The 26,590-nt window shown below is 71.1% G+C and carries 24 protein-coding genes; 23 read left to right on the top strand and 1 reads right to left on the bottom strand.

The features are described from left to right. Positions 1–547 precede the first annotated feature (547 nt). The 16 genes from rpsB (at position 548) to B7K22_RS11320 (ending at position 18,380) form a co-directional block, all read left to right on the top strand. A complete protein-coding gene (gene rpsB, locus B7K22_RS11395) occupies positions 548–1,696 on the top strand; it encodes a 30S ribosomal protein S2 (protein ID WP_084040396.1) in 1,149 nt (382 codons plus the stop codon). 8 nt (positions 1,697–1,704) lie between these two features. Then, positions 1,705–2,544: a translation elongation factor Ts gene (gene tsf, locus B7K22_RS11390; protein WP_084040395.1), complete on the top strand. Its 840-nt coding sequence runs from the start codon at positions 1,705–1,707 to the stop codon at positions 2,542–2,544. 57 nt (positions 2,545–2,601) lie between these two features. Beyond that, positions 2,602–3,351, top strand: a complete 750-nt coding sequence (gene pyrH, locus B7K22_RS11385) for a UMP kinase (RefSeq protein ID WP_084040394.1) — start codon at positions 2,602–2,604, stop codon at positions 3,349–3,351. Between the two features lie 33 nt (positions 3,352–3,384). Beyond that, complete coding sequence (gene frr, locus B7K22_RS11380; protein ID WP_084040392.1) at positions 3,385–3,942, top strand: ribosome recycling factor; 558 nt, start codon at positions 3,385–3,387, stop codon at positions 3,940–3,942. A 24-nt stretch (positions 3,943–3,966) separates the two neighbouring features. Further along, on the top strand, positions 3,967–5,331 hold the full coding sequence (locus B7K22_RS11375) for a phosphatidate cytidylyltransferase (RefSeq protein ID WP_084040390.1): 1,365 nt from the start codon (positions 3,967–3,969) through the stop codon (positions 5,329–5,331). Beyond that, positions 5,328–6,437 carry a 23S rRNA (adenine(2503)-C(2))-methyltransferase RlmN gene (gene rlmN, locus B7K22_RS11370; protein ID WP_084040388.1) on the top strand — a complete coding sequence of 370 codons (1,110 nt, stop codon included), beginning with the start codon at positions 5,328–5,330 and terminating at the stop codon, positions 6,435–6,437. The genes B7K22_RS11375 and rlmN overlap by 4 nt, the downstream gene beginning before the upstream one ends. Next, positions 6,437–6,991, top strand: coding sequence for a hypothetical protein (locus B7K22_RS11365; protein WP_084040386.1), 555 nt, complete (start codon positions 6,437–6,439; stop codon positions 6,989–6,991). Before rlmN ends, B7K22_RS11365 begins: the two co-directional genes overlap by 1 nt. After that, positions 6,988–8,139 carry a 1-deoxy-D-xylulose-5-phosphate reductoisomerase gene (gene dxr, locus B7K22_RS11360; protein ID WP_084040384.1) on the top strand — a complete coding sequence of 384 codons (1,152 nt, stop codon included), beginning with the start codon at positions 6,988–6,990 and terminating at the stop codon, positions 8,137–8,139. Before B7K22_RS11365 ends, dxr begins: the two co-directional genes overlap by 4 nt. A 25-nt stretch (positions 8,140–8,164) precedes the next feature. After that, positions 8,165–9,475, top strand: a complete 1,311-nt coding sequence (locus tag B7K22_RS11355) for an RIP metalloprotease (RefSeq protein ID WP_084040382.1) — start codon at positions 8,165–8,167, stop codon at positions 9,473–9,475. A gap of 48 nt (positions 9,476–9,523) precedes the next feature. Then, positions 9,524–10,678, top strand: a complete 1,155-nt coding sequence (gene ispG / locus B7K22_RS11350; RefSeq protein WP_200807435.1) for a flavodoxin-dependent (E)-4-hydroxy-3-methylbut-2-enyl-diphosphate synthase — start codon at positions 9,524–9,526, stop codon at positions 10,676–10,678. Further along, complete coding sequence (locus tag B7K22_RS11345) at positions 10,675–11,598, top strand: GNAT family N-acetyltransferase (protein WP_084040379.1); 924 nt, start codon at positions 10,675–10,677, stop codon at positions 11,596–11,598. Before ispG ends, B7K22_RS11345 begins: the two co-directional genes overlap by 4 nt. Positions 11,599–11,769: 171 nt before the next feature. Next, positions 11,770–13,716 (top strand): S-layer homology domain-containing protein, encoded by a 1,947-nt coding sequence (locus B7K22_RS11340; RefSeq protein WP_084040377.1) that lies wholly within the window; start codon positions 11,770–11,772, stop codon positions 13,714–13,716. Positions 13,717–13,875: 159 nt separating this feature from the next. Next, positions 13,876–15,666, top strand: coding sequence for a proline--tRNA ligase (locus B7K22_RS11335; protein WP_084040516.1), 1,791 nt, complete (start codon positions 13,876–13,878; stop codon positions 15,664–15,666). Positions 15,667–15,749: 83 nt separating this feature from the next. Then, entirely contained in the window at positions 15,750–16,892 is a 1,143-nt protein-coding gene (locus B7K22_RS11330; protein WP_084040375.1) for a sensor histidine kinase, read from the top strand. Beyond that, entirely contained in the window at positions 16,889–17,575 is a 687-nt protein-coding gene (locus B7K22_RS11325; RefSeq protein WP_084040373.1) for a response regulator transcription factor, read from the top strand. Before B7K22_RS11330 ends, B7K22_RS11325 begins: the two co-directional genes overlap by 4 nt. Before the next feature lie 118 nt (positions 17,576–17,693). Next, the gene (locus B7K22_RS11320; protein WP_084040371.1) at positions 17,694–18,380 is read left to right on the top strand and encodes a hypothetical protein; all 687 of its coding nucleotides are present in this window, start codon (positions 17,694–17,696) and stop codon (positions 18,378–18,380) included. A gap of 120 nt (positions 18,381–18,500) precedes the next feature. On the opposite strand, the gene B7K22_RS11315 is transcribed toward B7K22_RS11320, so the two are convergent. Next, positions 18,501–19,496, bottom strand: coding sequence for a hypothetical protein (locus B7K22_RS11315; protein WP_144276406.1), 996 nt, complete (start codon positions 19,494–19,496; stop codon positions 18,501–18,503). Between the two features lie 122 nt (positions 19,497–19,618). Between B7K22_RS11315 and rimP the strand changes: the two genes are divergently transcribed. The 7 genes from rimP (at position 19,619) to B7K22_RS11280 (ending at position 26,572) form a co-directional block, all read left to right on the top strand. After that, the gene (rimP, locus tag B7K22_RS11310; RefSeq protein ID WP_084040368.1) at positions 19,619–20,092 is read left to right on the top strand and encodes a ribosome maturation factor RimP; all 474 of its coding nucleotides are present in this window, start codon (positions 19,619–19,621) and stop codon (positions 20,090–20,092) included. After that, positions 20,092–21,108: a transcription termination factor NusA gene (nusA, locus tag B7K22_RS11305; RefSeq protein ID WP_084040366.1), complete on the top strand. Its 1,017-nt coding sequence runs from the start codon at positions 20,092–20,094 to the stop codon at positions 21,106–21,108. The genes rimP and nusA overlap by 1 nt, the downstream gene beginning before the upstream one ends. A 24-nt stretch (positions 21,109–21,132) precedes the next feature. Further along, positions 21,133–21,456, top strand: a complete 324-nt coding sequence (locus tag B7K22_RS11300; RefSeq protein WP_084040364.1) for a YlxR family protein — start codon at positions 21,133–21,135, stop codon at positions 21,454–21,456. A gap of 92 nt (positions 21,457–21,548) precedes the next feature. Beyond that, entirely contained in the window at positions 21,549–24,194 is a 2,646-nt protein-coding gene (gene infB, locus B7K22_RS11295; protein WP_084040362.1) for a translation initiation factor IF-2, read from the top strand. Then, positions 24,194–24,658, top strand: a complete 465-nt coding sequence (gene rbfA, locus B7K22_RS11290; protein ID WP_084040361.1) for a 30S ribosome-binding factor RbfA — start codon at positions 24,194–24,196, stop codon at positions 24,656–24,658. Before infB ends, rbfA begins: the two co-directional genes overlap by 1 nt. Beyond that, positions 24,642–25,589 (top strand): tRNA pseudouridine(55) synthase TruB, encoded by a 948-nt coding sequence (truB, locus tag B7K22_RS11285; RefSeq protein WP_084040359.1) that lies wholly within the window; start codon positions 24,642–24,644, stop codon positions 25,587–25,589. The genes rbfA and truB overlap by 17 nt, the downstream gene beginning before the upstream one ends. 8 nt (positions 25,590–25,597) lie before the next feature. Then, the gene (locus B7K22_RS11280; protein ID WP_084040515.1) at positions 25,598–26,572 is read left to right on the top strand and encodes a bifunctional riboflavin kinase/FAD synthetase; all 975 of its coding nucleotides are present in this window, start codon (positions 25,598–25,600) and stop codon (positions 26,570–26,572) included. The last annotated feature ends 18 nt before the right edge of the window (positions 26,573–26,590 follow it).

Raw genomic sequence — 26,590 nt, 5'->3', positions numbered from 1 at the left:
AGGGGAGCGCGGGCGGCGTCCCGGGGGCCGGTGAGACGCCGGCGAGCACGAGGAGCGCGACGGCGCCGATGGCGGGCGTCAGGGCCCGCCGAGCGGCGTCGCTCCGTCGTCTCCCGCGTCGCCGGGGCGAGCCCCTGGGCTCGCTCGGCAAGCGTAGGGTCAGGCTGAGAAGGCGGAAGGGCGAGCCTGTGCGCATGGCTCGATCTCACACGCGGCGGAGGCGCTGAGCGAGCCGGCCACGCCGGCGCCGTGGACCGCCGCACCTCGGGCATGGCCTGGGGACGCTTGAGGTCGCGCGCGGGCGCCGCCGTCGGGTATCATCGTCCGTGCATCCGGCATGCCCGGATGACATCGCGTGCCATTCGCGTCACCCACCGCTCACGCGGCAGGGAACGCGCCGGGAAGGCGTGGTCCGAGCCAAGGCTCGGTGCTGACCCGCGTTGGTGCCAGGGATGCGGCCCGCGGTGGGCCGGATCGACAACTCAAACCGCGGGACCAACCCGCCCAAGCACCATGCACGCGCGAGCGCGTGCGGAACAGGACAGCCATGGCCGTCGTGACCATGCGCCAGCTGCTCGACTCCGGTGTCCACTTCGGACACCAGACCAGCCGCTGGAACCCCAAGATGAAGCGCTTCATCTTCACCGAGCGCAATGGCATCTACATCATCGACCTGCAGCAGTCGCTGTCGAAGATCGACGCCGCCTACGAGTTCGTGCGCGACACCGTCGCCCACGGCGGCACGGTGCTCTTCGTTGGCACCAAGCGCCAGGCCCAGGAGCAGATCGCCGAGCAGGCCGCTCGCGTGGGCATGCCCTACGTCAACGAGCGCTGGCTGGGCGGCATGCTCACCAACTTCCAGACCGTGAGCAAGCGTGTCGCGCGCCTCAAGGAGCTCGAGGAGATCGACTTCGACGACGTCGCCGGCTCGGGCCGCACCAAGAAGGAGCTGCTGGGCCTTCGCCGCGAGAAGGACAAGCTCGACAAGACCCTCGGCGGCATCCGCGACATGGCTAAGACCCCCTCGGTGGTGTGGATCGTCGACACCAACAAGGAGCACCTCGCCGTGGATGAGGCCCGCAAGCTGGGCATCCCCGTCGTCGGCATCCTGGACTCCAACTGCGACCCCGACGAGGTCGCCTACGGCATCCCCGGCAACGACGACGCGATCCGCGCCGTCGGCCTGCTCACCCGCGTGATCGCCGATGCGGTCGCCGAGGGCGTGCGGATCCGCCACACACCCAAGGGAGACGAGGCGGACGCCGAGGGCACCGAGGAGCCGCTCGCCGAGTGGGAGCAGGAGCTGCTCGACGGCGCCAAGGCCGAGGAGGCCCCCGCGGCCGACGCGAAGGCCGACGAGAATGCAGAGGAGCCCATCGCCAAGACCGCCGCCCCGATCATGGACGAGGCCGAGACGGCCGAGGTCCTCGCGGAGCAGGACGGCGACGACACGACCGCTCAGGTGACCAAGCCTGCCGAGAAGAAGGCCGCCGAGGGCGCCGAGGAGGGCGCCGGCGAGAAGAAGGCGTCGACCGCTGCGGACAAGGCCGCCAAGAACCCGAAGACCGAGGCTGCGGCGAGCACGGACGCGGACACGAAGCCCGCCGACGAGAACGTCCCGGACACCAAGAAGAAGGCGCCCGCCAAGAAGCCCGCCGCCAAGAAGCCCGCCGCGGCCAAGGCTGACGAGAAGTAAGGACAGACATGGCGAACTACACCGTTGCCGACATCCAGGCACTGCGTGAGCGCACCGGCGCTGGCATGCTCGACGTCAAGAAGGCTCTCGACGAGGCGGAGGGCGACCTGGACAAGGCCGTCGACATCCTGCGCGTCAAGGGACTGAAGGGCGTGACCAAGCGCGAGGGCCGCTCGGCCTCCGAGGGCCTGGTCGCCGCCTCGATCCAGGACGCCGACGGCGGCCAGGTGGGCACCCTGATCGAGCTCAACTCCGAGACCGACTTCGTGGCCAAGAACTCCACGTTCGTCGCCCTCGCGGACAAGGTGCTCGCGGCGGTCGTCGCGGCGGGCGCCGACTCCGCCGAGTCGGCTCTTGCGGCTCCGCTGGACGGCAAGACCGTCCAGGAGGTCATCGACGCCGAGGCCGGCATCCTGGGCGAGAAGGTGGTCCTGCGCCGCGTCGCCCGCGTTGCCGCGCCCGTCGTGACCGAGTACCTGCACCGCACCAACAAGGACCTCCCCGCGCAGGTGGGCGTCCTCGTGGGCACGGACGCCAAGGCCGGGGACGTGGCTCGTGACATCGCGATGCACATCGCCGCCTACTCGCCCTCGTACCTCGTGCGCGAGGACGTCCCCGAGGACGTCGTCGCCAACGAGCGTCGCGTGGCGGAGGAGACCGCGAAGGGCGAGGGCAAGCCCGAGGGCGCGCTGCCGAAGATCGTCGAGGGTCGCCTGAACGGGTTCTTCAAGGAGAACACCCTGGTCGACCAGGCATTCGCGAAGGACCCGAAGACCACCGTCGGCAAGGTCGTCGAGGCGACCGGCGGCTCCCTCGAGGCCTTCGCCCGGTTCCGCGTGGGAGCGTAGGCTTCCAGCCAGGAGATCATCAGTCACAGCACGCGCCGCAACCCCAGGAGGCACCCGATGTCCGAGTCCACCACCGTGAACCCTGACACCGGGACCTCCGAGGGGGTGCGGCGCGTTCTGCTGAAGCTGTCGGGCGAGATGTTCGGCGGCGGCTCCGTCGGCCTCGACGCCGACGTGATCAACCGCATCGCCCGGGAGATCGCCGCCGCGGTCGCGGAGGGCGTGCAGGTCTGCATCGTCGTCGGCGGCGGCAACTTCTTCCGCGGTGCGGAGCTGTCCCAGCGCGGCATGGAACGCGCCCGAGCGGACTACATGGGCATGCTGGGCACCGTCATGAACGCCCTCGCCCTCCAGGACTTCCTCGAGCAGGCGGGCGTCGCCACACGCGTGCAGACGGCCATCACCATGGGCCAGGTCGCGGAGCCCTACATCCCGTTGCGTGCCGTCCGGCACCTCGAGAAGGGCCGCGTGGTGATCTTCGCCGCGGGCGCTGGCATGCCCTACTTCTCGACGGACACCGTGAGCCTCCAGCGCGCCCTCGAGGTGGGATGTACGCAGGTGCTGATGGGCAAGAATGGTGTGGACGGGGTGTACACGGCGGATCCGCGCAAGGATCCGCACGCGACGCTCCTTGAGCACGTGACCTACGCCGACGCCCTGCGCGACGATCTCAACGTCATGGACGCCGCCGCATTCTCGTTGGCGAAGGACAACGCGATGCCCATGCGCGTGTTCGGGCTCGAAGAGCATGGCAACGTGACCAGGGCCCTGGTCGGTGAGACAATCGGCACGCTGGTCACCGCCTGAGGGCGCCGGCGCGACGACGTTAAAGGAGCACAGGTGATTGACGAGATCCTCCTCGAGGCAGAGGAGCACATGGACAACGCGGTCGAGGTCGCCAAGGGCAACTTCGCCGGCATCCGCAGCGGGCAGGCCTCCGCCGCGATGTTCGCCAACATCTCCGTGGACTACTACGGTGCCCCCACGCCCCTGCAGCAGCTCGCGGCGATCACGGTCCCGGAGGCGCGCATGGTCCTGATCTCCCCCTACGACGCGTCCGCGAAGAAGGAGATCGAGTCCGCGCTCCGCGCGTCGGACCTGGGAGTCAACCCCTCGGACGACGGCAACGTGCTGCGCATCGTCATGCCGCAGCTGACGGAGGAGCGCCGCCGCGACTACGTCAAGCTCGCCAAGACGAAGGCCGAGGAGGCTCGAGTCACCATCCGCAACATGCGTCGCAAGGGCATGGATCAGATCGACGCAGCGGTGAAGGACGGCGAGGTGGGCGAGGACGAGGGCAGCCGCGCCGAGAAGGAGCTCGACTCCCTCACCAAGAAGCACGTCGACGCCGTCGACGCGCTCCTCGCACACAAGGAGGGCGAGCTGCTCGAGGTCTGACCTCGGGCCGCTCGCGGCCGCCTTATGAGCATCTTCCGTCGCCGCTCCGGCTCCTCGCCTGAGCCCGAGTCCGCGACGCCTGCGCCCACGCCTCCGCAGGCGCGCGCCGACGGAGCGCGGCCGGCGTGGCTGCCGACCAGCACCGCGTCGCCCGCAGGGGTCGACGGCGATCGCGCCATGGACATCCAGCCGGCGCCGTACTACGCGCCCGGCATGCCGTCCCTGCACCCGAGTGACCCCGAGCCGCCGCGGCCCGCCGGGGACGTCCGCGCCGCACCCGGGGCACCTGGGCGCCCCCAGCCTGCCGCCGCGGCAGCGCCAGCCGCGCCCGCATCGGCGCCGAGCGTGCCTGCGTCGCATCCGGCCGACCCCCACCCTGCCGTGCGCCTGCACGAGCCCGCGGCCGAGACCTGGGCCGCGATCCACAGCGAAGCCGCCCAGGCCGCCCAGCGCGATGCCACGCGGCTCGCGACGGGCGCTGACGCGGAGGACGTCGCCGACGCGGTCGACGACGTCCGGGTGGACCCGGCGACCGTCGTCGCCGTCGAGGAGCCGCTGCCGCAGATCGCTCCGGTGTCGCGCTCGGGGCGCAACATGTCTCTCGCGAGCGCCGTGGGCGTCGCTCTGCTGGTCCTCGTGATGGCGGCGGCGTGGTGGCATCCGCTCGCGTTCGTCGCGCTCGCCGGTCTCGCGTGCGTGGTCGCCGTCGTCGAGTGGCGCGGCGCGCTGGCCAAGCACGGGCGGCGCGTGCCGCTGGTCCCGGTGACCCTCGTCACCGCCGGGCTGCTGGTCGCGACGTGGTTCGGAGGGCCGGAAGGCCTCGTCGTCGCGCTCATGGTGGGACTGGCGGGGACCGTGGCATGGCGCGTGGTGGACGAGCGCATCGAGAACACCCTCGCGGATTCGCTGGCGGCGATGCTGACGATCCTGTGGATCCCGTTCCTCGCGTCGTTCCTCGTGCTTCTCGAGCTGGCCGACGACGGCTGGCAGAGGGTCGTCGTGGTGATCCTCGCCGTGGTCGGCTCTGACACGGGCGGGCTGTTCGCGGGGATGCTCGCAGGCAAGCATCCGATGGCGCCGCGCGTGAGCCCCAAGAAGACCTGGGAGGGCTTCGCGGGTGGGCTGCTGCTCGGCACGGCCGCCGCGTCCGTGGCCGCATACGTGTTCTTCGACGGCGACTGGTGGGTGGGTGCGCTCGTGGGTCTCGCGAGCGCGCTCGCGGGCGTCCTGGGGGACCTCGCGGAGTCCGCGATCAAGAGGGACATCCGCGTCAAGGACATGAGCTCGTTCCTGCCGGGTCACGGGGGGATCATGGATCGTGTCGACTCGTTGTTGATGGCCGCGCCCGTGGCCTACGTGGTGTTCGGGCTTCTGTTGGGAGTGTCATGACTGATCGTCCGTTGCTGCAGATGGCGGCGCCGCGGCGAGGCAAGCCGCCGCGCCACTTCGCGGACCTCACCCACGACGAGCGCGTCGAGACCATGCGCGAGCTGGGGCTGCCGGCGTTCAGGGCCAAGCAGCTCGCGACGCACTACTACGCGCACCTCACGGTGGACCCCGCCGACATGACGGACCTCCCGGCGGGCGCGCGCGACGAGCTGGCGAATCAGATGTTCCCCACGCTCATGACGCCCGTCACGTCGCTCGTCGCCGATGGCGGAGCGACCCGCAAGACGCTGTGGAACCTCCACGACGGGGTGAAGGTCGAGTCCGTGCTCATGAAGTACCCGGAGCGCGCGACGCTGTGCGTCACGAGCCAGGCGGGCTGCGGCATGGCGTGCCCGTTCTGCGCGACGGGCCAGATGGGCCTCACCCGCAACCTGTCGGCCGCGGAGATCATCGAGCAGGTGCGCCTCGCCGCGCGCGCGTCGCGCGACGGCGACCTGGGCGAGAACGTGCGCCTGTCGAACGTCGTGTTCATGGGCATGGGGGAGCCGCTCGCCAACTACAAGGCAGTCATGCAGACGGTGCGCGCGCTGGTGGCGCCCGAGCCTCATGGCTTCGGCCTGTCCGCCCGTCACGTGACCGTCTCCACCGTGGGACTGGTGCCGGCGATCGACAAGCTGTGCAAGGAGGGCATCCCGGTGACCCTCGCGCTCAGCCTGCACGCGCCCGACGACGAGCTGCGCAACGAGCTGGTGCCCATCAACACCCGCTGGACGGTCGACGAGGCCCTCGACGCCGCTCGCCGCTACTTCGACGCCACCGGCCGCCGCGTGAGCATCGAGTACGCGCTCATCCGCGACATGAACGACCATGCGCACCGGGCGGACCTGCTGGGGCGCAAGCTCAAGGACCGCGGCGATGGCTGGGTCCATGTGAACCCCATCCCGCTCAACCCCACGCCCGGTTCGAAGTGGACGGCGTCCGACCCGCGCGTGGAGGAAGAGTTCGTCCACACCCTGCGCGCTCACGGGATTCCGACGACGATCCGCGATACTCGAGGCAGTGACATCGACGGCGCGTGCGGACAGCTCGCGATCAAGGAGGCGTGATGGCTGACCTGTTCCCCCGCGCGGGATCCACCAAGCTGGGCTATAGCACTGCGGACGTGGATGCCTACTTCGGCAAGGCCCGCCACCTGTACGAGCAGACCCAGGGGGCCGAGGAGCTCGAGCAGTTCGACGTGCGGCGCGCGAGCTTTGGCCTCAAGCGCGGCGGCTACGCCACCGGCGCGGTCGACTCCGCGCTGGACCGGCTGGAGGTCGCCTTCTCCTCGCGCATCAAGGACCGGTATGTCGCCGAGCGCGGGCAGGACGCGTGGATGCAGCATCTCGCCGAGCGCGCCCAGACTCTCTACCCGCGCCTGCGGCGTCCGGCAGGGGAGCGGTTCGCCAAGCCGGCAGGGCTGAGCTCGGGATACTCCGCGGCCGAGGTCGACGCTCTCCTCGACCGTCTGACCGCGTTCTTCGACCAGGGGACGCCTCTCACCCCTGATGAGGTGCGATCGGCGACGTTCCGACGCCGCGCGTCGTGGAACGCCTACGACGAGCGCGTGGTCGACGCGTACCTGTCCCGCGCGCTCGACATCCTGCTCGGGGCGGCGTGAGCCAGGAGCCCCGCTCCGTAGCGCTGCTGGGGTCCACCGGGTCGATCGGCACCCAGGCGCTCGACGTGATCGCCCGCAACCCGGGCCGCTTCGAGGTGACGGCGCTCGCCGCGGGCGGCTCCGACCCCGAGGCCGTGATCGCGCAGGCGCGCGCCACCGGCGCGCGCCTGGTCGCCGTGGCGAGGGACGATGCGGTGGCTGGCGTCGCACGCGAGCTTCCGGGCGTCGAGGTCCTGGGTGGGGCCGATGCGGTCGTCGCCGCCGCGGCCAGCGGCGCGGACGTGGTCCTCAACGGCATCACGGGTTCGGTGGGGCTACGCCCGACGCTCGCCGCGCTCGAGTCCGGCAGCACCCTCGCGCTCGCGAACAAGGAGTCGCTGGTCGCGGGCGGCGCGCTCGTCAAGGCAGCGGTGCGCAGGGACGGGCAGATCGTGCCGGTCGACTCGGAGCACTCCGCGCTCGCGCAGGCGCTGCGCGGCGGGTCGGCGGAGGAGGTGCGCAGGCTGGTCGTGACGGCGTCGGGCGGCGCGTTCCGCGGCCGCTCGCGCGGGGAGCTCGGTGACGTGACCGCGGCCGATGCGCTGCGCCATCCGACGTGGGACATGGGCCCGGTGGTGACCATCAACTCCGCGTCGATGATGAACAAGGCGCTCGAGGTGATCGAGGCGCACCTGCTGTTCGACATCCCCATGGATCGCATCGAGGTGGTGGTCCACGCGCAGTCGGTGATCCACTCCATGGTCGAGTTCATCGACGGCTCGACCCTGGCCCAGGCGAGCCCGCCCGACATGCGGCTGCCCATCGCTCTCGGCCTGTCATGGCCGGAGAGGGTCGCCGACGTCGCGCCGGCGTGCGATTGGACCCGAGCCGCCACGTGGACGTTCGAGCCGCTCGACGAGGATGCCTTCCCCGCGATCCGCGTCGCGCGGGAGGCGGTCGCCGCATCGGCGCTGCACCCTGCCGTGCTCAACGCGGCCAACGAGGAGTGCGTCGCCGCCTTCGTGGACGGGCGTCTGCCCTTCCTCGGGATCGTGGACACGGTCAGGAGCGTTGTGGAGGAGTACGCGGCCCCGGCGCAGCTCTCGCTCGAGGCCGTGGACGAGGCAGAGCGGTGGGCGCGGGAGCGCGCGGCCGCTCTCATCGGCTGAGGAATCGGATACGTAGGGTAGGCACATGGCGACATTGCTGGGGATCGTGGTGCTCGTGATCGGGCTGCTGGTCTCGATCGCGCTGCACGAGCTGGGGCACATGATCCCCGCCAAGCGGTTCGGCGTCCGGGTGAGCGAGTACTTCGTGGGCTTCGGCCCGCGCGTGTGGTCACGCGTCAAGGGCGAGACCGAGTACGGGCTCAAGGCCATTCCGCTGGGCGGCTACGTGCGGATGGTCGGCATGATCCCCCCGGAGGAGCGGGTCAGGCCGGTGCGCGTGCGTGGCTGGGCCGGCAGGCTCATCGCCGATGCGCGCGAGGCGGCCGTGGAGGAGATCCAGCCCGGGGAGGACGCGCGCGCCTTCTATCACCTGGCGTGGTGGAAGAAGGTCATCGTGATGATGGGCGGCCCGCTCGTCAACCTGGTGCTCGCCATCGTGATCTTCACGGCCGTGCTGTCGACCGTGGGGTCGCCCGTCCCGTCGCTGACCGTGGGCGCCGTGGTGCCGTGCGTGCCAGCCGCGGGAGCCGCGGCGTGCACGGACGCCGACCCCGCCTCGCCAGCCGCGCAGGCGGGTCTGCAGGAGGGGGACACCATCGTGGCCGTGGACGGCACGTCGGTCGAGGACTGGGACGAGGCGACGGCGATCATCGCCGCCGCGCCTGGCGAGACCATGCCACTCGAGGTAGTGCGCGGGGGCGAGCCGATCACCCTGTCGATCACGCCCATCGCGCGCGAGCGGGTGGTGTACGACGAGTCGGGTGAGCCGGTGCTGGACGCCGCCGGCGAGCCCGTCCTCGAGACCGTGGGCTACCTGGGCGTGTCGCCCGAGTTCGTCGCGGAGCCTCAACCCCTCACCGCGGGCGCGGTGCAGACGTGGGACTACCTCGTCGCCACCACCGAGGTGGTGCTGACCCTTCCCGCACATCTGTGGGACGTGACCCAGGCCGCGCTCGGCATGGAGGAGCGCCGTGCGGACTCGATCATGGGCGTCGTGGGCGTGGGGCGCGTCGCAGGTGACATCTCGTCGGCGCAGGTGGAGGGCTACGGCCCCACCGAGCGCGTGGGCGACATGCTCATGCTCCTGGGCGGGCTCAACCTCGCGCTGTTCGTCTTCAACATGATCCCGCTCGTCCCGCTGGACGGCGGGCACGTCGCATCGGCGCTGTGGCAGGGGATCAAGAACGGGTGGGCGCGGCTGCGCCGCCTGCCGGCGCCCGCGCCCGTCGACGTCGCCCGCATGATGCCGCTCGCCTACGGCGTGTTCGGAATTCTGCTGGTGATGGGCGTCGTTCTGATCTATGCCGACATCGTCGCGCCGGTCGAGCTCATCTGAGCACCCGTGAGCGACGGAATCACTGGTGCGTGAGGAGATAATGAAGCTGTGACTGCCATCGGACTCGGAATGCCTGCCATGCCTGCCCCCGTGCTGGCGCCCCGCCGCAAGACCCGCAAGATCAAGGTCGGTGACGTGTACGTCGGGGGAGACGCGCCGGTGTCGGTGCAGTCGATGACCACCACCAAGACCACGGACATCAATGCCACGCTGCAGCAGATCGCGGAGCTCACGGCCTCCGGCTGCGACATCGTGCGCGTCGCGTGCCCCACGCAGGACGATGCCGACGCGTTGCCCATCATCGCGAAGAAGTCGCAGATCCCGGTGATCGCTGACATCCACTTCCAGCCCAAGTACGTGTTCGCGGCCATCGAGGCCGGCTGCGCTGCGGTGCGCGTCAACCCCGGCAACATCAAGAAGTTCGACGACCAGGTCAAGGAGATCGCTCAGGCGGCCAAGGACCACGGCACGTCGATCCGCATCGGCGTCAACGCGGGTTCGCTCGACAAGCGCCTGCTCGAGAAGTACGGCAAGCCCACCCCCGAGGCGCTCGTCGAGTCCGCAGTGTGGGAGGCGAGCCTGTTCGAGGAGCACGGCTTCCACGACTTCAAGATCTCGGTCAAGCACAACGACCCCGTCGTCATGGTGGAGGCCTACAAGCAGCTCTCCGAGCGCGGCGACTGGCCGCTGCACCTGGGCGTGACCGAGGCCGGTCCGGCGTTCCAGGGCACCATCAAGTCCGCGACCGCGTTCGGCGCGCTGCTGAGCCAGGGCATCGGCGACACCATTCGCGTGTCGCTCTCGGCGCCCCCCGTCGAGGAGGTCAAGGTCGGCATCCAGATCCTGCAGGCGCTCAACCTCCGCGAGCGCAAGCTCGAGATCGTGTCCTGCCCGTCGTGCGGTCGCGCCCAGGTGGACGTCTACGAGCTCGCGGAGAAGGTCACCGCGGGCCTGGAGGGCATGGAGGTGCCGCTGCGCGTCGCCGTCATGGGCTGCGTCGTGAACGGTCCAGGTGAGGCTCGCGAGGCGGATCTAGGCGTAGCCTCCGGCAACGGCAAGGGGCAGATCTTCGTCAAGGGCGAGGTCATCAAGACCGTCCCCGAGTCGCAGATCGTCGAGACGCTGATCGAAGAGGCGATGCGGATCGCCGAGACCATGGAGCCCGAGGAGGGTGCGTCCCCGCAGGTGGTCGCCACGTCATGACCGACTCGCTGCTCCGGCGCGCACAGCACTCGCTGGCGCCGGCGCAGCGCCGTGATCTCGCGGGCCTGCGCGAGCTGTGCGCGGCGGATCCGGTCTCGCATGTGGTGCCGGCCATGCACCTCGACGCCGCGATCGCCTCGGGCGTGGTCCCCGGCGGGTTGTGGCTGGTGCGGCGCCGTGCCGGCTGGGGCCGCGAGACCGCGGGCCTCATCTGGGCAGGCGCCAACCTGTGCGCCGTGCTCCCGAGCGCGGGGGATCCCGACGCCGACGAGGACACCCGCGCTGACGTCGCCGCCGCGCTCGTGGGTCGCCTGTCGCGCCCGGCGGCGATGGTCGGGGTGGCGGAGCTCACGCTCGACCTCTGGGGGCGGGTCGAGCCGTGGTGGGGACCCGCTCGCGAGCTCAGGCCGCGGCAGGCCTCCATGGTGATCGACCGCGCGGCGCGCACGGTGGCGCCGCTCGCGGTGGCCGACCTCGAGCTTGAGGCCGTGCGCCTCGCGCGGGAGGGCGACTACGATGCGCTGCTGCCCGCGTGCGTGCACATGTTCATCGGGGAGGTGGGCTACGACCCCCTGCGCCACGGGCGTGCCGCGTATGAGCAGCGTCTCCACTCGCTGGTGCGCGCGGGCCGCGCCTATGTCCAGTTCGGGGTCGCCCAGGGGCGCCGCCAGGTGGTCTTCAAGGCGGAGGTGGGCGCGCTGGGCGGGGGCGTCGCGCAGCTGCAGGGTGTGTGGGTGCACCCCGAGCTGCGCGGCCGCGGGCTCGCCCGCTCGGGCCTCGCGGCGGTCATCGAGGGCGTGCGTGCCAGCCACGCGCCCACGGTGTCGCTCTACGTGAACGACTTCAACGCCGCCGCCCTGGCCGCGTATCACGCGGTCGGGTTCCGCCGCGTGGGTGAGTTTGCCACCGTGATGTTCTGAACCCCCTGGAAAACGGACATTCGAGCCGTAGCGCCCCCGGTGCGGGTGATCTTCGCCACATCGACGGCCGAATCGTCTTGCGCTCGTTCTCAGCATCGATAACGTTAGCGCGCTGACACCAGTCGGCACCGCAACGAAGCGACAGCGGTGCCACGAGAAATAGGGGACCATATGACCACCGACCCGCGCGCGCATCGCGTGCTCGACAGCCGCCGAGGCACGACCCTCGCGGCGCTCACCGCCTTCGGCGTCGCCGCCATGGGCCTGACCGCCGTGGCGGCACCAGCCAGCGCTGCCGACGAGGCCCCGGCACCTGCCACCTGCACCGATGTCGACACGGTCCACCTGACCGACCGCAACACGGTGAGCGGCCACCACCAGTGGACGCTCTCCGACGGTTCGTCGCGCGCGTTCACGCCGGACGGGCTCAGCATCGACTCCACCGGCAAGGTGGGTCACATGAACTACGCCATCGAGCAGTTCAAGGTGGCCGACGCCGGCGAGCCGACCTTCGCGTACCAGCGCACGTCCGGTGACTATGACATCAGCCTCAATCTCGCGTACTCGGAGGACAGCGCGGGAACCTGGGCCGGCACGCTCGTCTACGAGCCCGGCGTCTATGGCGCGGGCGAGTGGTGGAGCACCAAGGACAACAAGAACGGCAATTGGCGCCTGTTCACCCTCGAGGAGTTCGCGGAGGAGTTCCCTGACGCGCTCGTCCTGGGCGTGGGCTTTTCGCTCGGCTCCACGGCCGAGGGCAGCGGCACCGTCGAGTCCGTGACCGCCGGGTGCACGGAGTACCGCTACGTCGACGCTGACTCGGTTCCGCTGGGCGCGGAACTGCCGAGCACGACCATCGGCTTCGAGGACGCCGCGGATGCCGCCACCTCCGACGGCGGTCTGTCCGGCGTGACCATCGCCGGCGCCGACGCGAGCATGTCGGCTGCCGCTGGCTGCTTCTTCGCCCAGGCGCCGGTCGTGCAGTACAACACGAGCGTCTTCACCAGGTACGGCGGCTACTCCGCGGTCTTCCCCGAGGGCGGCTACACCGCATCGGCCGACTTCTACCTCGACGCCGACGCGTCGGCCGGACAGTTCGAGTGGTCGCACGCGGCCAACGGCTCCGACGGCGTGCACCAGCGCGACTTCGTGTTCCACGTCGGCGCGGATGGCGCAGGCACGTGGACCATCGGTGCCTCGAACAACTCGGCGAACTCAGCGCCGTACATGTCCGGCTACGGCGACAGCCCGGCGACCGTGACCGAGTCGGGCTGGTACACGTTCCAGCACCGCCTCTACCGCCAGGATGGCCTGCTCCACGTCGACATGAGCGTGCTCGACGCGGACGGCGCGACCGTCGCGACCTGGACCCTCGGAGGTCAGCAGGACGACGTGGTGCCGGACGCTGTGGGCGGCAACCGCTACGGCTGGCTCGTGAACAACTCGTACGAGGGCCTGCCCATCGACAACGTCCTGCTCAACGCGGAGCGCCCCACCACCACCTGCTCGCCGTTCCCCGACGTCTCCTCGGTCGAGGGCGCCGACCACTACAGCGAGCACTGGACCTCCATCGCTTGGGCGCGGCACACCGGCCTGGCGAACGGCTTCAAGGACGGCACCTACCGTCCTGAGGCGAACACCACGCGCGACGCGGTCGCTGCGTTCCTGTACCGGTGGGCGGGCGAGCCCGCGCTCGAGGACGAGGACGCCACCCCGTTCGTCGACGTCTCCTCGGATGTGGACTCCGACCACTACAGCGAGCACTGGAAGGCCATCTACTGGATGGCCGAGGAGGGCTTCGCCACGGGCTGGACCGACGGCGACGGGGCGGAGTTCCGACCGGAGTCGACCGTGACGCGCGATGCGGTCGCGGCATTCCTCTTCCGCCTGAACGACGAGCCCACCTACGTGCTCGACGGGGAGGGCTTCCTCGACGTGAGCGACGTCGCAGGCTCGGACACCTGGTCGGAGCACGCCGACGCGATCGAGTGGCTGGGTCAGGCGGGCCTGTCGAAGGGCTACGCCGTCGACGGCGGAGCCGAGTACCGCCCGACCGCCGACATCACGCGAGACGCCATCGCGGTGTTCCTGCACGGCGTGTCGACCAAGCTGAGCTGAGGCTCGGTCGCGCAACGACGGCGCCGGTCCCCTCGCGAGGGGCCGGCGCCGTCGTCGTTCCCCGCCCGGGAATTCGGTCGCCTCCCGATGCCGGGCGCGGGCTCGGCGAGGGCGGCGAGGGCGGGCGCGTGGGACCTATACGCTGAAGCCATGCTCCGCATGTCCACCCTGTTTCTCCGCACCCTTCGCGAGGATCCCGCCGACGCCGAGGTCGCCTCCCACAAGCTGCTGGTGCGTGCCGGCTACATCCGGCGCGCCGCGCCCGGCATCTACTCGTGGATGCCGCTGGGCCTGAGGGTCCTCGCCAAGGTCGAGGCGGTGATCCGGGAGGAGATGGTGACGGCGGGCAGCCAGGAGGTGCACTTCCCCGCGCTGCTGGGCAAGGAGCCCTACGAGGCCTCGGGGCGATGGGACGAGTACGGACCCAACCTCTTCCGCCTCCAGGACCGCAAGGGCGCGGACATGCTGCTCGCTCCGACGCACGAGGAGATGTTCACGCTGCTCGTGAAGGATCTCTACAGCAGCTACAAGGACCTTCCGCTGTCGCTGTTCCAGATCCAGACCAAGTACCGCGACGAGGCGCGCCCGCGCGCCGGGCTGCTGCGCGGCCGCGAGTTCATCATGAAGGACGCCTACACGTTCGACGTCGACGACGCCGGACTCGAGGAGGCGTACCAGCGCCAGCGCGCGGCCTACGTGCGCATCTTCGACAGGCTGGGGCTCGAGTACGTCATCGTCGACGCGATGTCTGGAGCGATGGGCGGCTCTAAGTCGGAGGAGTTCCTGGCGCCCACGGCGATCGGCGAGGACACCTTCGTGCGGTCGCCCGGCGGCTACGCGGCCAACGTCGAGGCCGTGACCACGCCGGTGCCCGACGAGATTCCGTATGACGATGCGCCCGTCGCGCACGTGGAGGACACCCCCGACACGCCGACCATCGAGACGCTCGTCGCCGCCGCCAACGCGAACCACCCGCGCGCCGACCGTGAGTGGACCGCTGCGGACACGCTCAAGAACGTGGTCATGGTCGCCGTCGACCCGTCGGGTGCGCGAGCAGTGTTCGTCGTGGGCGTGCCCGGCGACCGCGAGGTCGACCTGATGCGCCTGGAGGCGGCGCTCGCCCCGGCGACGGTGGAGCCCGCCACCGACGACGACCTGAGGTCTCGCCCCGAGCTGGTGAAAGGCTACATCGGCCCCGGCGTGCTCGGCCCGCAGGCGCGCGACGAGGGCGTCGAGTACCTGTCCGAGGGCGACACCGCGATCCCGTACCTGCTCGATCCGCGCGTCGTCTCCGGCACGCGGTGGATCACCGGCGCCAACGAGCACGGCAAGCACGTGTTCGACCTCGTGGCCGGCCGCGACTTCGCGGGCGACGGGGTGATCGAGGCCGCAGCCGTGCGAGCGGGCGACCCGGCTCCCGACGGCTCCGGTCCGCTCGAGCTCGCGCGCGGCGTCGAGATCGGCCACATCTTCCAGCTCGGCCGCAAGTACGCCGAGGCGCTCGACCTCAAGGTGCTCGACGTCAACGGCAAGCAGCAGGTCGTGACGATGGGTTCGTACGGCATCGGCGTGACGCGCGTGATGGCGCTGCTGGCCGAACTCAACAACGACGAGCTGGGGCTGAGATGGCCAGCGCACGTCGCGCCGTACCACGTGCACGTGGTCGCGACCGGCAAGGACCAGGACGTCTTCGACGCTGCGGAGTCGCTCGCGGCGGGGCTCGAGGAGTCCGGCGTCGAGGTGCTGTACGACGATCGCCCCAAGGTCTCTCCCGGTGTGAAGTTCAAGGATGCCGAGCTGCTCGGGGCGCCGTTCACCCTGGTCGCGGGCCGCGGGCTCGCCGGGGGCGAGGTCGAGCTCAAGGACCGCCGCGCCGGCACGAGCGAGGCACTGCCCGTGGCCGATGCGGTGGCTGAGGTCGCGCGGCGCGTCCGCTCCGCTCTCGCCTGACGTGCGGGAGCGCGCTCGTCGCGCGCTCTCGCGGGGGCGGCGCATCTTCCGCCCGCCCGTGTCGAGGGCATAGATTTCCCCACGTGAGCGCACCCGCGCGGCGCGTTCGCCGCAGCCTTCGGCCCCCGACGATCGACATCGCCATCGCCGCGGTGTTCATCGCGCTCACGGTTGCTGAGGCGCTGTCGGCGAGCGACGATCGGGAGGGCTGGCGGCTGGGCGTCGCGCTCATCGGGGTCGCGGCGCTCGCGTGGCGGCGCAAGGCGCCGCTCGCGGCGGCCGCGGTGCTGGTGCTCGCGGACCTCGCCTCCAATCCCGAGGGCCGCTTCTCGACCATCCTCGCGCTCGTCGTCGCGTCCTACTCGGTGGGCTTCGAGGCGCCTGCGCCTCGCCGCTACTGGGGTCTCGCGCTGATGGTCGTCCCGTTCACGACGGTCGCGGTGACGCGCAGCGCATTCGAGTTCTCCGACCTCGCGGCCTCGGTGGTGTTCCTTGCCGGTCCCTGGCTCGTCGGCGTCGGCACCGCGGCTCGCGCCGAGCGCTCCGCTGAGGCGATCGCGCTCGCCGACCGGCTCGAGCGGGAGCAGGCCGCACGGGAGGCCGATGCGGTGGCGGAGGAGCGCGCCCGCATCGCGCGCGAGCTGCACGACGTCGTGGCGCACTCGCTCACGGTGGTGACGATCCAGCTGCAGGCCGTGCGCCGCAGGCTCGGCGAGGACCACGTGGCCGAGGCGCGAGACCTGTCCGCCGCCGAGTCCGTGACGCGAGAGGCGATGGGAGAGATGCGCAGGCTCCTCGGGGTGCTGCGCGGCGGCGGCGACGCCGAGCTCGAGCCGCAGCCTGGAACCGCGGAGCTCGCGCGACTCGTCGAGCGCGCGAGCTCGGCCGCCACCCCCGTCGTGCTCGCGATCGAAGGCGAGCCCCGTCCGCTGTCGCCGGGGATGGACCTCGCGGTCTACCGGGTGGCGCAGGAGGCCATCACCAACGCCGTCAGGCACGCCGACGCACGTCGCATCGCGGTGACGCTGCGGTGGACCGCACGAGAGCTGGTGGTGACGGTGAGCGACGACGGTCGCGGCCTGCCGGGTGAGGGCGCGGATGGCGGGCACGGCCTGGTGGGGATGCGTGAGAGGGCCGCGCTCTACGGCGGCAGCGTCGCCCTGCGGTCCGAGCGTGGCCGCGGGCTCGCCGTCACGGCGTCCTTCCCCTTGGACGGTCGCTCATGAGCGCCGGCGAGATCAGGATCGTGATCGCGGACGACCAGGCAATGGTGCGCGCGGGCTTCCGCTCGCTCCTCGCGGCCGAGCCGGACATCGACGTGGTGGGTGAGGCCGGCGACGGCGAGTCTGCCACGGCGGCAGTGCGTCGCGAGCGGCCCGACGTGGTGCTCATGGACATCCGCATGCCCGTCCTCGACGGCATCGAGGCGACGCGCAGGCTCGTGTCGAGCGGCAGCTCCACTCGCGTGCTCGTGCTGACGACGTTCGATCTCGACGAGTACGTGTTCGCGGCCCTGCGGGCGGGCGCCTCCGGGTTCATGCTGAAGGACGCGCCGGCGGAGGAGCTCGCCGCTGCGATCCGCGTGGTGGCGGCTGGCGAGGCACTGCTCGCGCCGCGCATCACGGCGCGCGTCATCGATGCCTTCGTGACCCGCTCGGCAGTGCAGCGTCCGACCCCGGGCCGCGAGCTCGACCTGCTCACCGCGCGCGAGCGGGAGGTGCTCCACCTGCTCGCGCGCGGCGCCTCCAACGCTGGCATCGCCGAGCGCCTCTACGTCTCGGAGGCGACGGTAAAGACTCACGTCTCCAACCTGCTCGCCAAGCTGGGCCTGACGGATCGCGTGCAGGCCGTCATCTACGCATATGAGCACGGGCTCGTGACCCCGGGCGAGGAGGACGCTCCACCCTGAGACGGAGAGCGAGTTCCGTCCACCGGGTGAGATGAAGTTCGCGCCCACGGCCGATCCGCCGGAGCTCCCGAGCCGCCATCGTGGTGTGGTCCGCTCCTCCAGAAAGGGTTCCACACTCATGTCCACCACGATTCCCGCATCGGCTGGCCACCAGCTCGACGCGCTCACACCACCGCCGGCGGTGCGCGTGCGCCGCTGGGCGCTCATCGCGATGCCCGTGCTCGCTGGGGTGCTCAGCACCGTCGCGACGCTCGCCGACCCCGCCGCAGGCGCCAACGGCGCCGCCATGCACGAGGCCTACACCGACGGCATGCAGGCCCTCCAGATCAAGTCGTTCAGCTTCCACTGGGCGTACGCGTTCTGGGTCGCTCCCGCCGTGCTCCTCGCCTCTTCGGTCATCGGCCGCGGACGCGCCATCGCGAACGTCGCGGCCGTCCTCGGCTTCTTCGCCCTCGCCACGATGCCAGGGATGCTGATGGTCGACTGGATTCAGTCGGCGATCGGCCAGCACTACGGTCCCGAGGCGATCGAGACCGTGTTCGCCACGGTCGAGGAGCAGGCGTGGGCATTCCCGCTCCTGCAGGTCCCTGCCATGCTCGGTCTCTTCCTGGCGCTGCCGGTCGCGATGGTCGCGCTGTGGCGCGCCGGACGTGCACGGTGGTGGGCTCCGGCAGCGGCGCTGCTCGCGTTCGTCGCGTTCATGGTGTCCGCGGCCACGTGGCCGGGGACCGTCATCGCGACGATCCTCCTCACGGTCGTCGCCGTGGCGCTGGAGCGGGCCACGCGACCGGGCATCGGCTCCTAGCCGACGCCCCGCGCCGCCCGCCGGGTCCACCGGCGGGCGGCGTCGTCCGCCCCTCGCGCCCGCGTGTCGCACGGAAAGTGGTGCGCAGCTCAGGGGAGGGAGGGCCGATGCGCTCGCCGGCTATCCGCCCGGGGTCGCCGAGGTTCCGGCAAGACCGGGAAGAGCGGGGATGACCCGCGCGCCATCCCAGCCGTCGCCGAACGCGGCTGCCTGGGCGTAGGCGTCGAAGGCGGCGCACCACAGCCACGGCTTGTCCGCGGGCGCGTTGACCGCCGCGAGCGCCGCATACCAGTCGGCCAGCGCCACCTCCATCGCGACGGCTGCGGTCAGCCGCGCCGGGGCATCGCCGCTGGCATCGGCTGGCGCCACGTAGACCGCCTCGCGCCGGTCCTCGACGCCGGACGCATCGATGATCGCGCTCGCACGCGCGGCCTGGAGGTCCCGGCGCGCGAGCCACTGATCGCGCTCCGTGCCCTCCGAGCGCGCCGCGAGCACCTCGTAGGTGTACCGGGCCTGGTCATGGGCGAGTGCGAGGTCGGCGAGCGTCTCCGGCGGGATCGCGGTGGCCTCATCGGGCAGCACCGTCGGCTCGGGAACGGCTGTCGATGACAGCAGCCGCTGCTCGACCACCGGGGCGGCGGCGTCTGCCACCGCGTTGTCGACCCACACCGCGAACCACGACGTGAGCGCGAGCGACAGCCCCGACGCTCCGCTCAGGGCCTCCAGATCGGGGTCGGTCATGTCCAGCGCCGCGGCGAGGTGGGCGTCGCGCGCCTCGGTGACGGCGGACTCGAGGTCGGCCTCCGGCCCTGGCGACGCCGACGGCGAAGGCGACGCGCTGGGGTACGCGACATAGAGGCCTCCGAACGCGTCGAGCCTCTCAGGGGCGCGCGCGCTCTCGAGACCCTGGAGCACCGCGGCCTGCGCGGACGCCTCCGGGCCCACGGCCTCCGCGGCATCGATGATGGCCTGCTCGAGCTCGGCGGCGGCGTCGCGCTGCTGGGTGACAGCGTCAGGAGAGGGCCAGTCGGGTGGTGGCGTCTCCGCGCGCCACGAGCAGGCTGCGAGCGCCAGCGCCGCGACCGCCGCGACGGCCCAGCTCGAGCGCACCCTCATGGCGGCCATCATCCCACGGCGCCTGGCCGCGGCAGCACCTCCACCGCGCCCATGCCGCAGGTACACTGTCCTGCGACCGAATTTCAGGAACGGATGCGCCCCGCGCGCAGGAGGCTGGGCCCATGGACCTCACGACCAGGATCGCCGAGCTTGCCGCACCCGGCGCCGAGCAGGCGGGACTCGTCCTCGATGGGGTGACCGTCTCGCCTGCTGGCAAGCGCACCAAGGTCACGGTGACGGTCGACCTTCCCGAGACCGAGACCGGCAGCGCGGACCTGGACCGGATCGCCGCGGCCTCGCGCGCCATCGGCGCCGCTCTCGACGAGGCGAACGTGCCGTCGACCCCCTACGTGCTCGAGATCGGCACTCCCGGCACCGACCGTCCTCTCACGGAGCGCCGCCACTTCCTGCGCGCCCGCACCCGCAAGGTGGCCCTCGCGCTCGTCGACGGCACGGAGACGGTGGCGCGCCTCGCGGATGTCGAGGGCGACACGCTCGTGCTCGACGCCCCGCACGGAATCGAGCGGATCGACATCGCGGACGTGGCCGAGGGGCGCATCGAGGTCGAGCTCAAGCGACTGGACGAGGAGGCCTGATGGACATCGACATGTACGCGCTCAAGAGCCTCGAGAAGGAGCGCGAGATTCGACTCGACGTCCTGGTCGACGCGATCGAGCAGGCCCTCGTGTCCGCGTATCACAAGACTCCCGGCGCGTTCCGCCATGCTCGAGCCCATGTGGATCGTGACACGGGCAAGGTGACCATCTACGCGCGGGAGGACCCCGAGCCCGAGTCAGAGGCGTCGATCGAGGATCTGCCCGAGTTCGACGACACCCCCGAGAACTTCGGCCGCATCGCGACGGCCACCGCTCGCCAGGTCATCGTGCAGCGCCTGCGCCAGGTGGGCGACGACGCCGTGCTGGGCTCCTATGCAGGCAAGGAGGGCCAGCTCGTCTCGGGAGTCATCCAGCAGAGCGCCGATCCGCGCAACGTGCACGTGGACATCGGCGAGACGGAGGCGCTGCTCCCGCCGCACGAGCAGGTGCCCACGGAGACCTACGAGCACGGCCAGCGTCTGCGGGGCTACGTGCTCGACGTCTCGCGCGGCCAGAAGGGGCCCTCCATCACGCTGTCTCGCACGCATCCTGGCCTGGTGCGCAAGCTCTTCGAGCTCGAGGTGCCCGAGATCGCGGACGGCACGGTCGAGATCATGAGCCTCGCGCGCGAGGCGGGCCACCGGACCAAGATGGCGGTGCGAGCCACGCAGCCCGGCGTGAACGCGAAGGGAGCGTGCATCGGGCCCATGGGATCGCGCGTGCGAGCCGTGATGAGCGAGCTGCGGGGAGAGAAGATCGACATCGTCGACTGGGACGAGGACCCCGCGACGTTCGTCGGCAACGCCCTGTCCCCGTCGCGAGTGGTGTCCGTCACCGTGGTGGACGAGGAGGCCCGCGCCGCCCGCGTGGTCGTGCCCGACTTCCACCTGTCCCTCGCGATCGGCAAGGAGGGCCAGAACGCCCGCCTGGCCGCGCGACTCACGGGGTGGAGGATCGACATCCGGTCGGACGAGGCGCCCGACACTCCGGGGCGCGCTGACGCCGCCCGTTCCTAGTCCGCGCGGCGAGACGCTAGACTGATGAAGCCGAGTTCGCCTTCCGGTGACATCGACGCGCGTCCGCACCAGCCGGTGCGCACCTGCGTGGGATGCCGCAGCAAGGCGCCTCGGTCGGCTCTGGTGCGTCTCGCGCTCGAGGGCGGCCGCGTGGTCGTCGACGAACGAGGAACGCTTCCGGGACGGGGTGCGTGGCTGCATCCCGAGTCCGATTGTCTCGCGCAGGCACTGCGTCGTCACAGCATCGGGAGGGCATTGCGCTCTCCCGGCGCGGATGCGACCGGTGTGGCCCTTCCAGGAAGCGCGAGTCCCGGAGCCGCCCTGCCCACCATCGAAGTCAAGGGATGAAAGCCCATGAGCGACCGATGAGTACCTCACGATGAGTACCCACTCGTAACGATGGTTCGACCCTGCCTCGGTCGGACCGAGACAGGAGAATTGTGGCAAAGCCCCGCGTTCATGAGATCGCGAAAGAGCTCGGAGTCTCGAGCAAGGATCTGATCACCAAGCTCAACGAGCTTGGCGAGTACGTCAAGGGAGCGTCCTCCGCTCTCGAGGCGCCCGTCGTGCGCAAGGCCCGCGAGGCCTTCCCCGCGAACACTGGCGCGTCCGACGCCCCCAAGGGCGCGGACGCACCCCAGGCGCCCGCCAAGCCCGCCGCCAAGCCGGGCCCCAAGCCAGGCCCCAAGCAGGCTGCACCTGGTGCGGAGGCGGAGCCCGCCAGCCCGGCCCCGGCGCCCCAGGCGACCCCGGAGGCCGCCAAGCCTGCCGCCCCAGCACCGGGCGCATCGGCCGGCGCCACGCCAGCCGACATGCCCAAGCCGCGGCCCCGTCCGGGCGGCAACAACCCGTTCTCGGACCGCGCCGCCGGACCTCGTCCGCGCCCCCGGCCGGGCGGCAACAACCCCTTCCAGACCAATCGTCCGGGCCCGCGTCCCGGCGGCGCAGGCGGCCCTGGTGGCCCCGGTCGCGGCCCCCGCCCGACCCCCGGCCAGATGCCCAACCGGACGCCGGGCGGCCCCGGCGCACCCGCGGGGCGCGGCGGCCCCGGCGGCCGTCCCGGTGGTCGTGGCCCCGGCGGTCCTGGCGGTCCCGGTGGATTCGGCGGTCCCGGTGGCCGTCCCGCACCCGGAGGCCGCGGTCGCGGCGGCGGCACGGCCGGCGCGTTCGGTCGCCAGGGCGGCAAGCCCGCGCGCTCGCGCAAGTCGAAGCGCGCCAAGCGGGCCGAGTACGAGCAGCAGCAGGCACCCGCCATCGGCGGCGTCAACATTCCCCGCGGTGACGGCGAGACGCTGATCCGGCTGCGCCGCGGCGCGACGCTGACGGACTTCGCCGAGCGCATCGACGTCAATCCCGCCTCGCTGGTCACGGTGCTGTTCCACCTGGGCGAGATGGCCACGGCCACGCAGTCGCTGGACGAGGACACGTTCGAGACCCTGGGCGCCGAGCTGGGCTACAAGATCCAGATCGTGTCGCCCGAGGAGGAGGACCGCGAGCTGCTGGAGGACTTCGGGCTCGACCTGGAGGCCGAGCTCGAGGCCGAGACCGACGAGGACCTCGAGGACCGCCCGCCGGTCGTCACCGTCATGGGTCACGTCGACCACGGAAAGACGCGCCTGCTCGACTCGATCCGCAAGGCTGACGTCATCTCGGGCGAGGCCGGCGGCATCACCCAGCACATCGGCGCCTACCAGGTGCACCACGAGCACGACGGCGTCACCCGCGCCATCACCTTCATCGACACCCCCGGTCACGAGGCGTTCACCGCCATGCGTGCCCGCGGTGCGCAGGTGACGGACATCGCGATCCTCGTGGTCGCGGCCGACGACGGCGTGATGCCCCAGACCATTGAGGCGCTCAACCACGCCCAGGCGGCGAACGTGCCGATCGTGGTCGCGGTCAACAAGGTGGACAAGGAGGGGGCCAACCCCGACAAGATCCGCCAGCAGCTCACCGAGTACAACCTGGTCGACGAGGAGTGGGGCGGCGACACGATGTTCGTCAACGTCTCCGCGCTCAAGAACCAGGGCATCGACGACTTGCTCGAGGCGGTGCTGCTGACCGCTGACGCCGGCCTGGAGCTGCGCGCGAACCCCAACAAGGATGCGCGTGGTGTGGCCGTCGAGGCGCACCTCGACAAGGGCCGCGGCGCCGTCGCGACGGTGCTGGTCAACTCGGGAACGCTGCGGGTGGGCGACTCGATCGTCGCCGGCACGGCCTACGGCCGCGTGCGTGCGATGTTCGACGAGCACGACCAGCCCGTCGACGAGGCCACTCCCGCCCGTCCCGTCCTGGTCATCGGCCTCACGTCGGTGCCCGGCGCCGGCGACACCTTCCTGGTGGCAGAGGACGATCGCACCGCCCGCCAGATCGCGGAGAAGCGCGAGGCCGCCGAGCGTGCCGCTCAGCTCGCCAAGCGCCGCAAGCGCATCAGCCTCGAGGACTTCACGAAGGCCATCGAGGAGGGCAAGGTCGACACCCTCAACCTCATCATCAAGGGTGACGTGTCCGGTGCCGTCGAGGCGCTCGAGGACGCGCTGCTCCAGATCGACGTGGGCGACGAGGTCGACCTGCGCATCATCCACCGCGGCGTGGGTGCGGTGACGCAGAACGACGTGAATCTCGCGACGGTCGACAACGCGATCATCCTGGGCTTCAACGTCCGCCCCGCGGAGCGCGTCCAGGACCTCGCGGACCGCGAAGGCGTGGACATGCGCTTCTACTCGGTCATCTACCGGGCGATCGAGGACGTCGAGGCGTCGCTCAAGGGCATGCTCAAGCCGGAGTTCGAGGAGCGTCAGGTGGGCGCCGCGGAGATCCAGGAGATCTTCCGCAGCTCCAAGTTCGGCAACATCGCCGGCTGCCTGGTCCGCTCGGGCACCATCACCCGCAACGCCAAGGCGAAGGTCGTCCGCGAGGGCGTCGTCATCGGCGAGCCGACCATCGACACGCTGCGTCGCTTCAAGGACGACGTCACCGAGGTCAAGGACGGCTACGAGTGCGGCATCGGCCTGGGCAAGTTCAACGACATCCAGGTCGGTGACATCATCGAGACGTTCGAGATGGTCGAGATTCCGAGGTCCTGATGGCTGACTCTGCACGCGCCCTGAAGCTCGCGGGCACCATCAAGAAGCTGGTGGCCCGCGCGCTCGAGACGGAGATCAAGGACCCGCGCCTGGGGTTCGTCACGGTGACCGACGTTCGCGTCACCGGCGACCTGCAGCAGGCGTCCGTGTTCTACACCGTGTACGGCGGGGAGGAGGAGCGCGCGGCCACGGCCGCCGCCCTCGCCTCGGCCAAGGGGCGCCTGCGCTCGCTGGTGGGGGGTGAGCTGGGCATCCGGCTCACCCCCACCCTCGAGTTCCACCTCGACGCGGTTCCCGAGACCGCGGCGAGCCTGGACAAGGCGCTCCACGAGGCGCAGCAGCGTGACGCTGAGCTCGCGAAGCTGAGGGAGAACGCGCAGTACGCGGGAGAGGCGGACCCGTACCGCCGTCCGGACGAGCCCGCCGAGTCCGACGACGCGGACGCCGATGGGTCGGAGCGCTAAGGACGAGCCCGCCCCCGGGCTGGTCCTCGTCGACAAGCCCGCGGGCTGGACCTCGCACGACGTGGTCGGCCGCATGCGCCGGCTGGCCGGCACGCGCAAGGTCGGACACGCGGGCACGCTCGACCCGATGGCCACCGGCCTGCTCGTGATCGGCATCGGGCGCGCGACCAAGCTGCTCACCTACGTGGTGGGCCACGACAAGGTGTACGAGGCGACCATCCGGCTGGGCCAGAGCACGGTCACGGACGACGCCGAGGGCGACGTGACGGCGACGGCCGACGCCACTGCCGTCACGTCACCGCAGATCGCCGATGCGATCGCCGGGCTGACCGGCGACATCCAGCAGGTGCCGAGCGCCGTCAGCGCCATCAAGATCGACGGCCAGCGCGCCTACAAGCGGGTGCGCGAGGGCGAGGACGTCGAGCTGCCAGCGCGGCCCGTGACGGTGCACGCGTTCTCGGTGCTGGGTGCCCGCCGCGAGGGCTCCTTCATCGATCTCGATGTCCGCGTCGACGTGTCCTCCGGGACCTACGTGCGCGCCCTCGCGCGCGACCTGGGCGCAGCACTGCAGGTCGACGGCGTGAGCGTCGGGGGGCATCTCACGTCGCTGCGGCGCACCTCGGTGGGCGACCTCGAGATCAAGGACGCGCACACGCTCGACGAGCTCGGCGCGCTGGTGGAGGCCGGGGGAGAGGTGCCGCGGCTGTCGCTGGGCGCCGCGGCGGCCGACATCCTGCCCGTCCACGCGCTCTCCGAGGCCGATGCGCTCGCGCTCGGATACGGTCAGCACCTGGTCGCCGACGCTGACCTCGCGTACGACGGACCGCTCGCGGCGCTCGACGCGGCCGGCGAGCTCGTGGCCATCGTTCGCCCCGAGAACGGCCGCTTGAGGCCCGAGGTCGTCTTTCGGCCCGCGAACGCTCAGGCATGATGGGCGCCATGCAGATCTGGCACAGCCTCGACGAGGTGCCGGGCGACCTCGGACCCACCGCCGTCACGCTCGGCAACTTCGACGGCGTCCATCGCGGTCACCAGGCAGTGCTCGAGCAGATGGTGTCCGACGCGCGCGCGCGCGGGCACGCGGCCGTCGCGATGACCTTCGAGCCCCACCCCAAGCTCGTGCACGACCCGGAGCACCCGCCCGTTCTGATCATGGGCATCGAGGACAAGCTCGAGGGGCTGGCCCAGACCGGCCTCGACGGGACGATCGTCGTGCCCTACTCGCTCGAGTTCGCGGACCAGACCCCCGAGGAGTTCGTGCAGTCCTGGCTCGTGGACGGACTGAACGCCGCATGCATCGTGGTCGGCAAGGACACCAAGTTCGGACGCGGCAACGCCGGCGACGTCGACACGCTCCGAGCGCTCGGCGAGGCCTACGGTTTCGAGGTGGACGTCATCGACGACGCATGCGCCGTGTCGGAGTCCGGGCGGCGGTGGTCCTCGACCTGGGTCAGGGAGCTGCTCGAGAACGGCAAGCTCGTCGAGGCCGCCGAGGTGCTCGGCAGGCCGCACCGGCTCCGGGGAGTCGTGGTGGACGGCGACAAGCTCGGCAGGGAGATCGGGTTCCCGACAGCCAACCTGGAGGTCTCCGCCGGCATGATCCCGCGCCACGGCGTGTACGCAGGATGGCTGACGGTGCTCGCGGCCGGCCACGGAGCGAACGCGACAGGCCCCGAGGTGGGACGCCTGCCCGCCGCCATCAGCATCGGCATCAACTACACCGTGGGCTCGGAGGGACTGCGCGTCGAGGGGTTCGCCATCGACCGCACCGGCCTCGACCTCTACGGCGCCGAGGTCGCCTTCGATCTGGTCGAGTGGCGCCGGCCGATGCTGGACTTCGGCTCCCTGGATGCGCTGATCGAGGCGCTCGCCGAGGATGTCGCATGGAGCCGCGCCGTGTTACATCTCGATTAAGCCGGGCGAATTCCCGGT

It is taken from the genome of Demequina sp. NBRC 110053 (assembly GCF_002090095.1).
GTDB lineage: Bacteria > Actinomycetota > Actinomycetes > Actinomycetales > Demequinaceae > Demequina.
The sequence above is the reverse complement of the archived record's forward strand: the minus strand, read 5'-3'. Positions and strand labels throughout refer to the sequence as shown.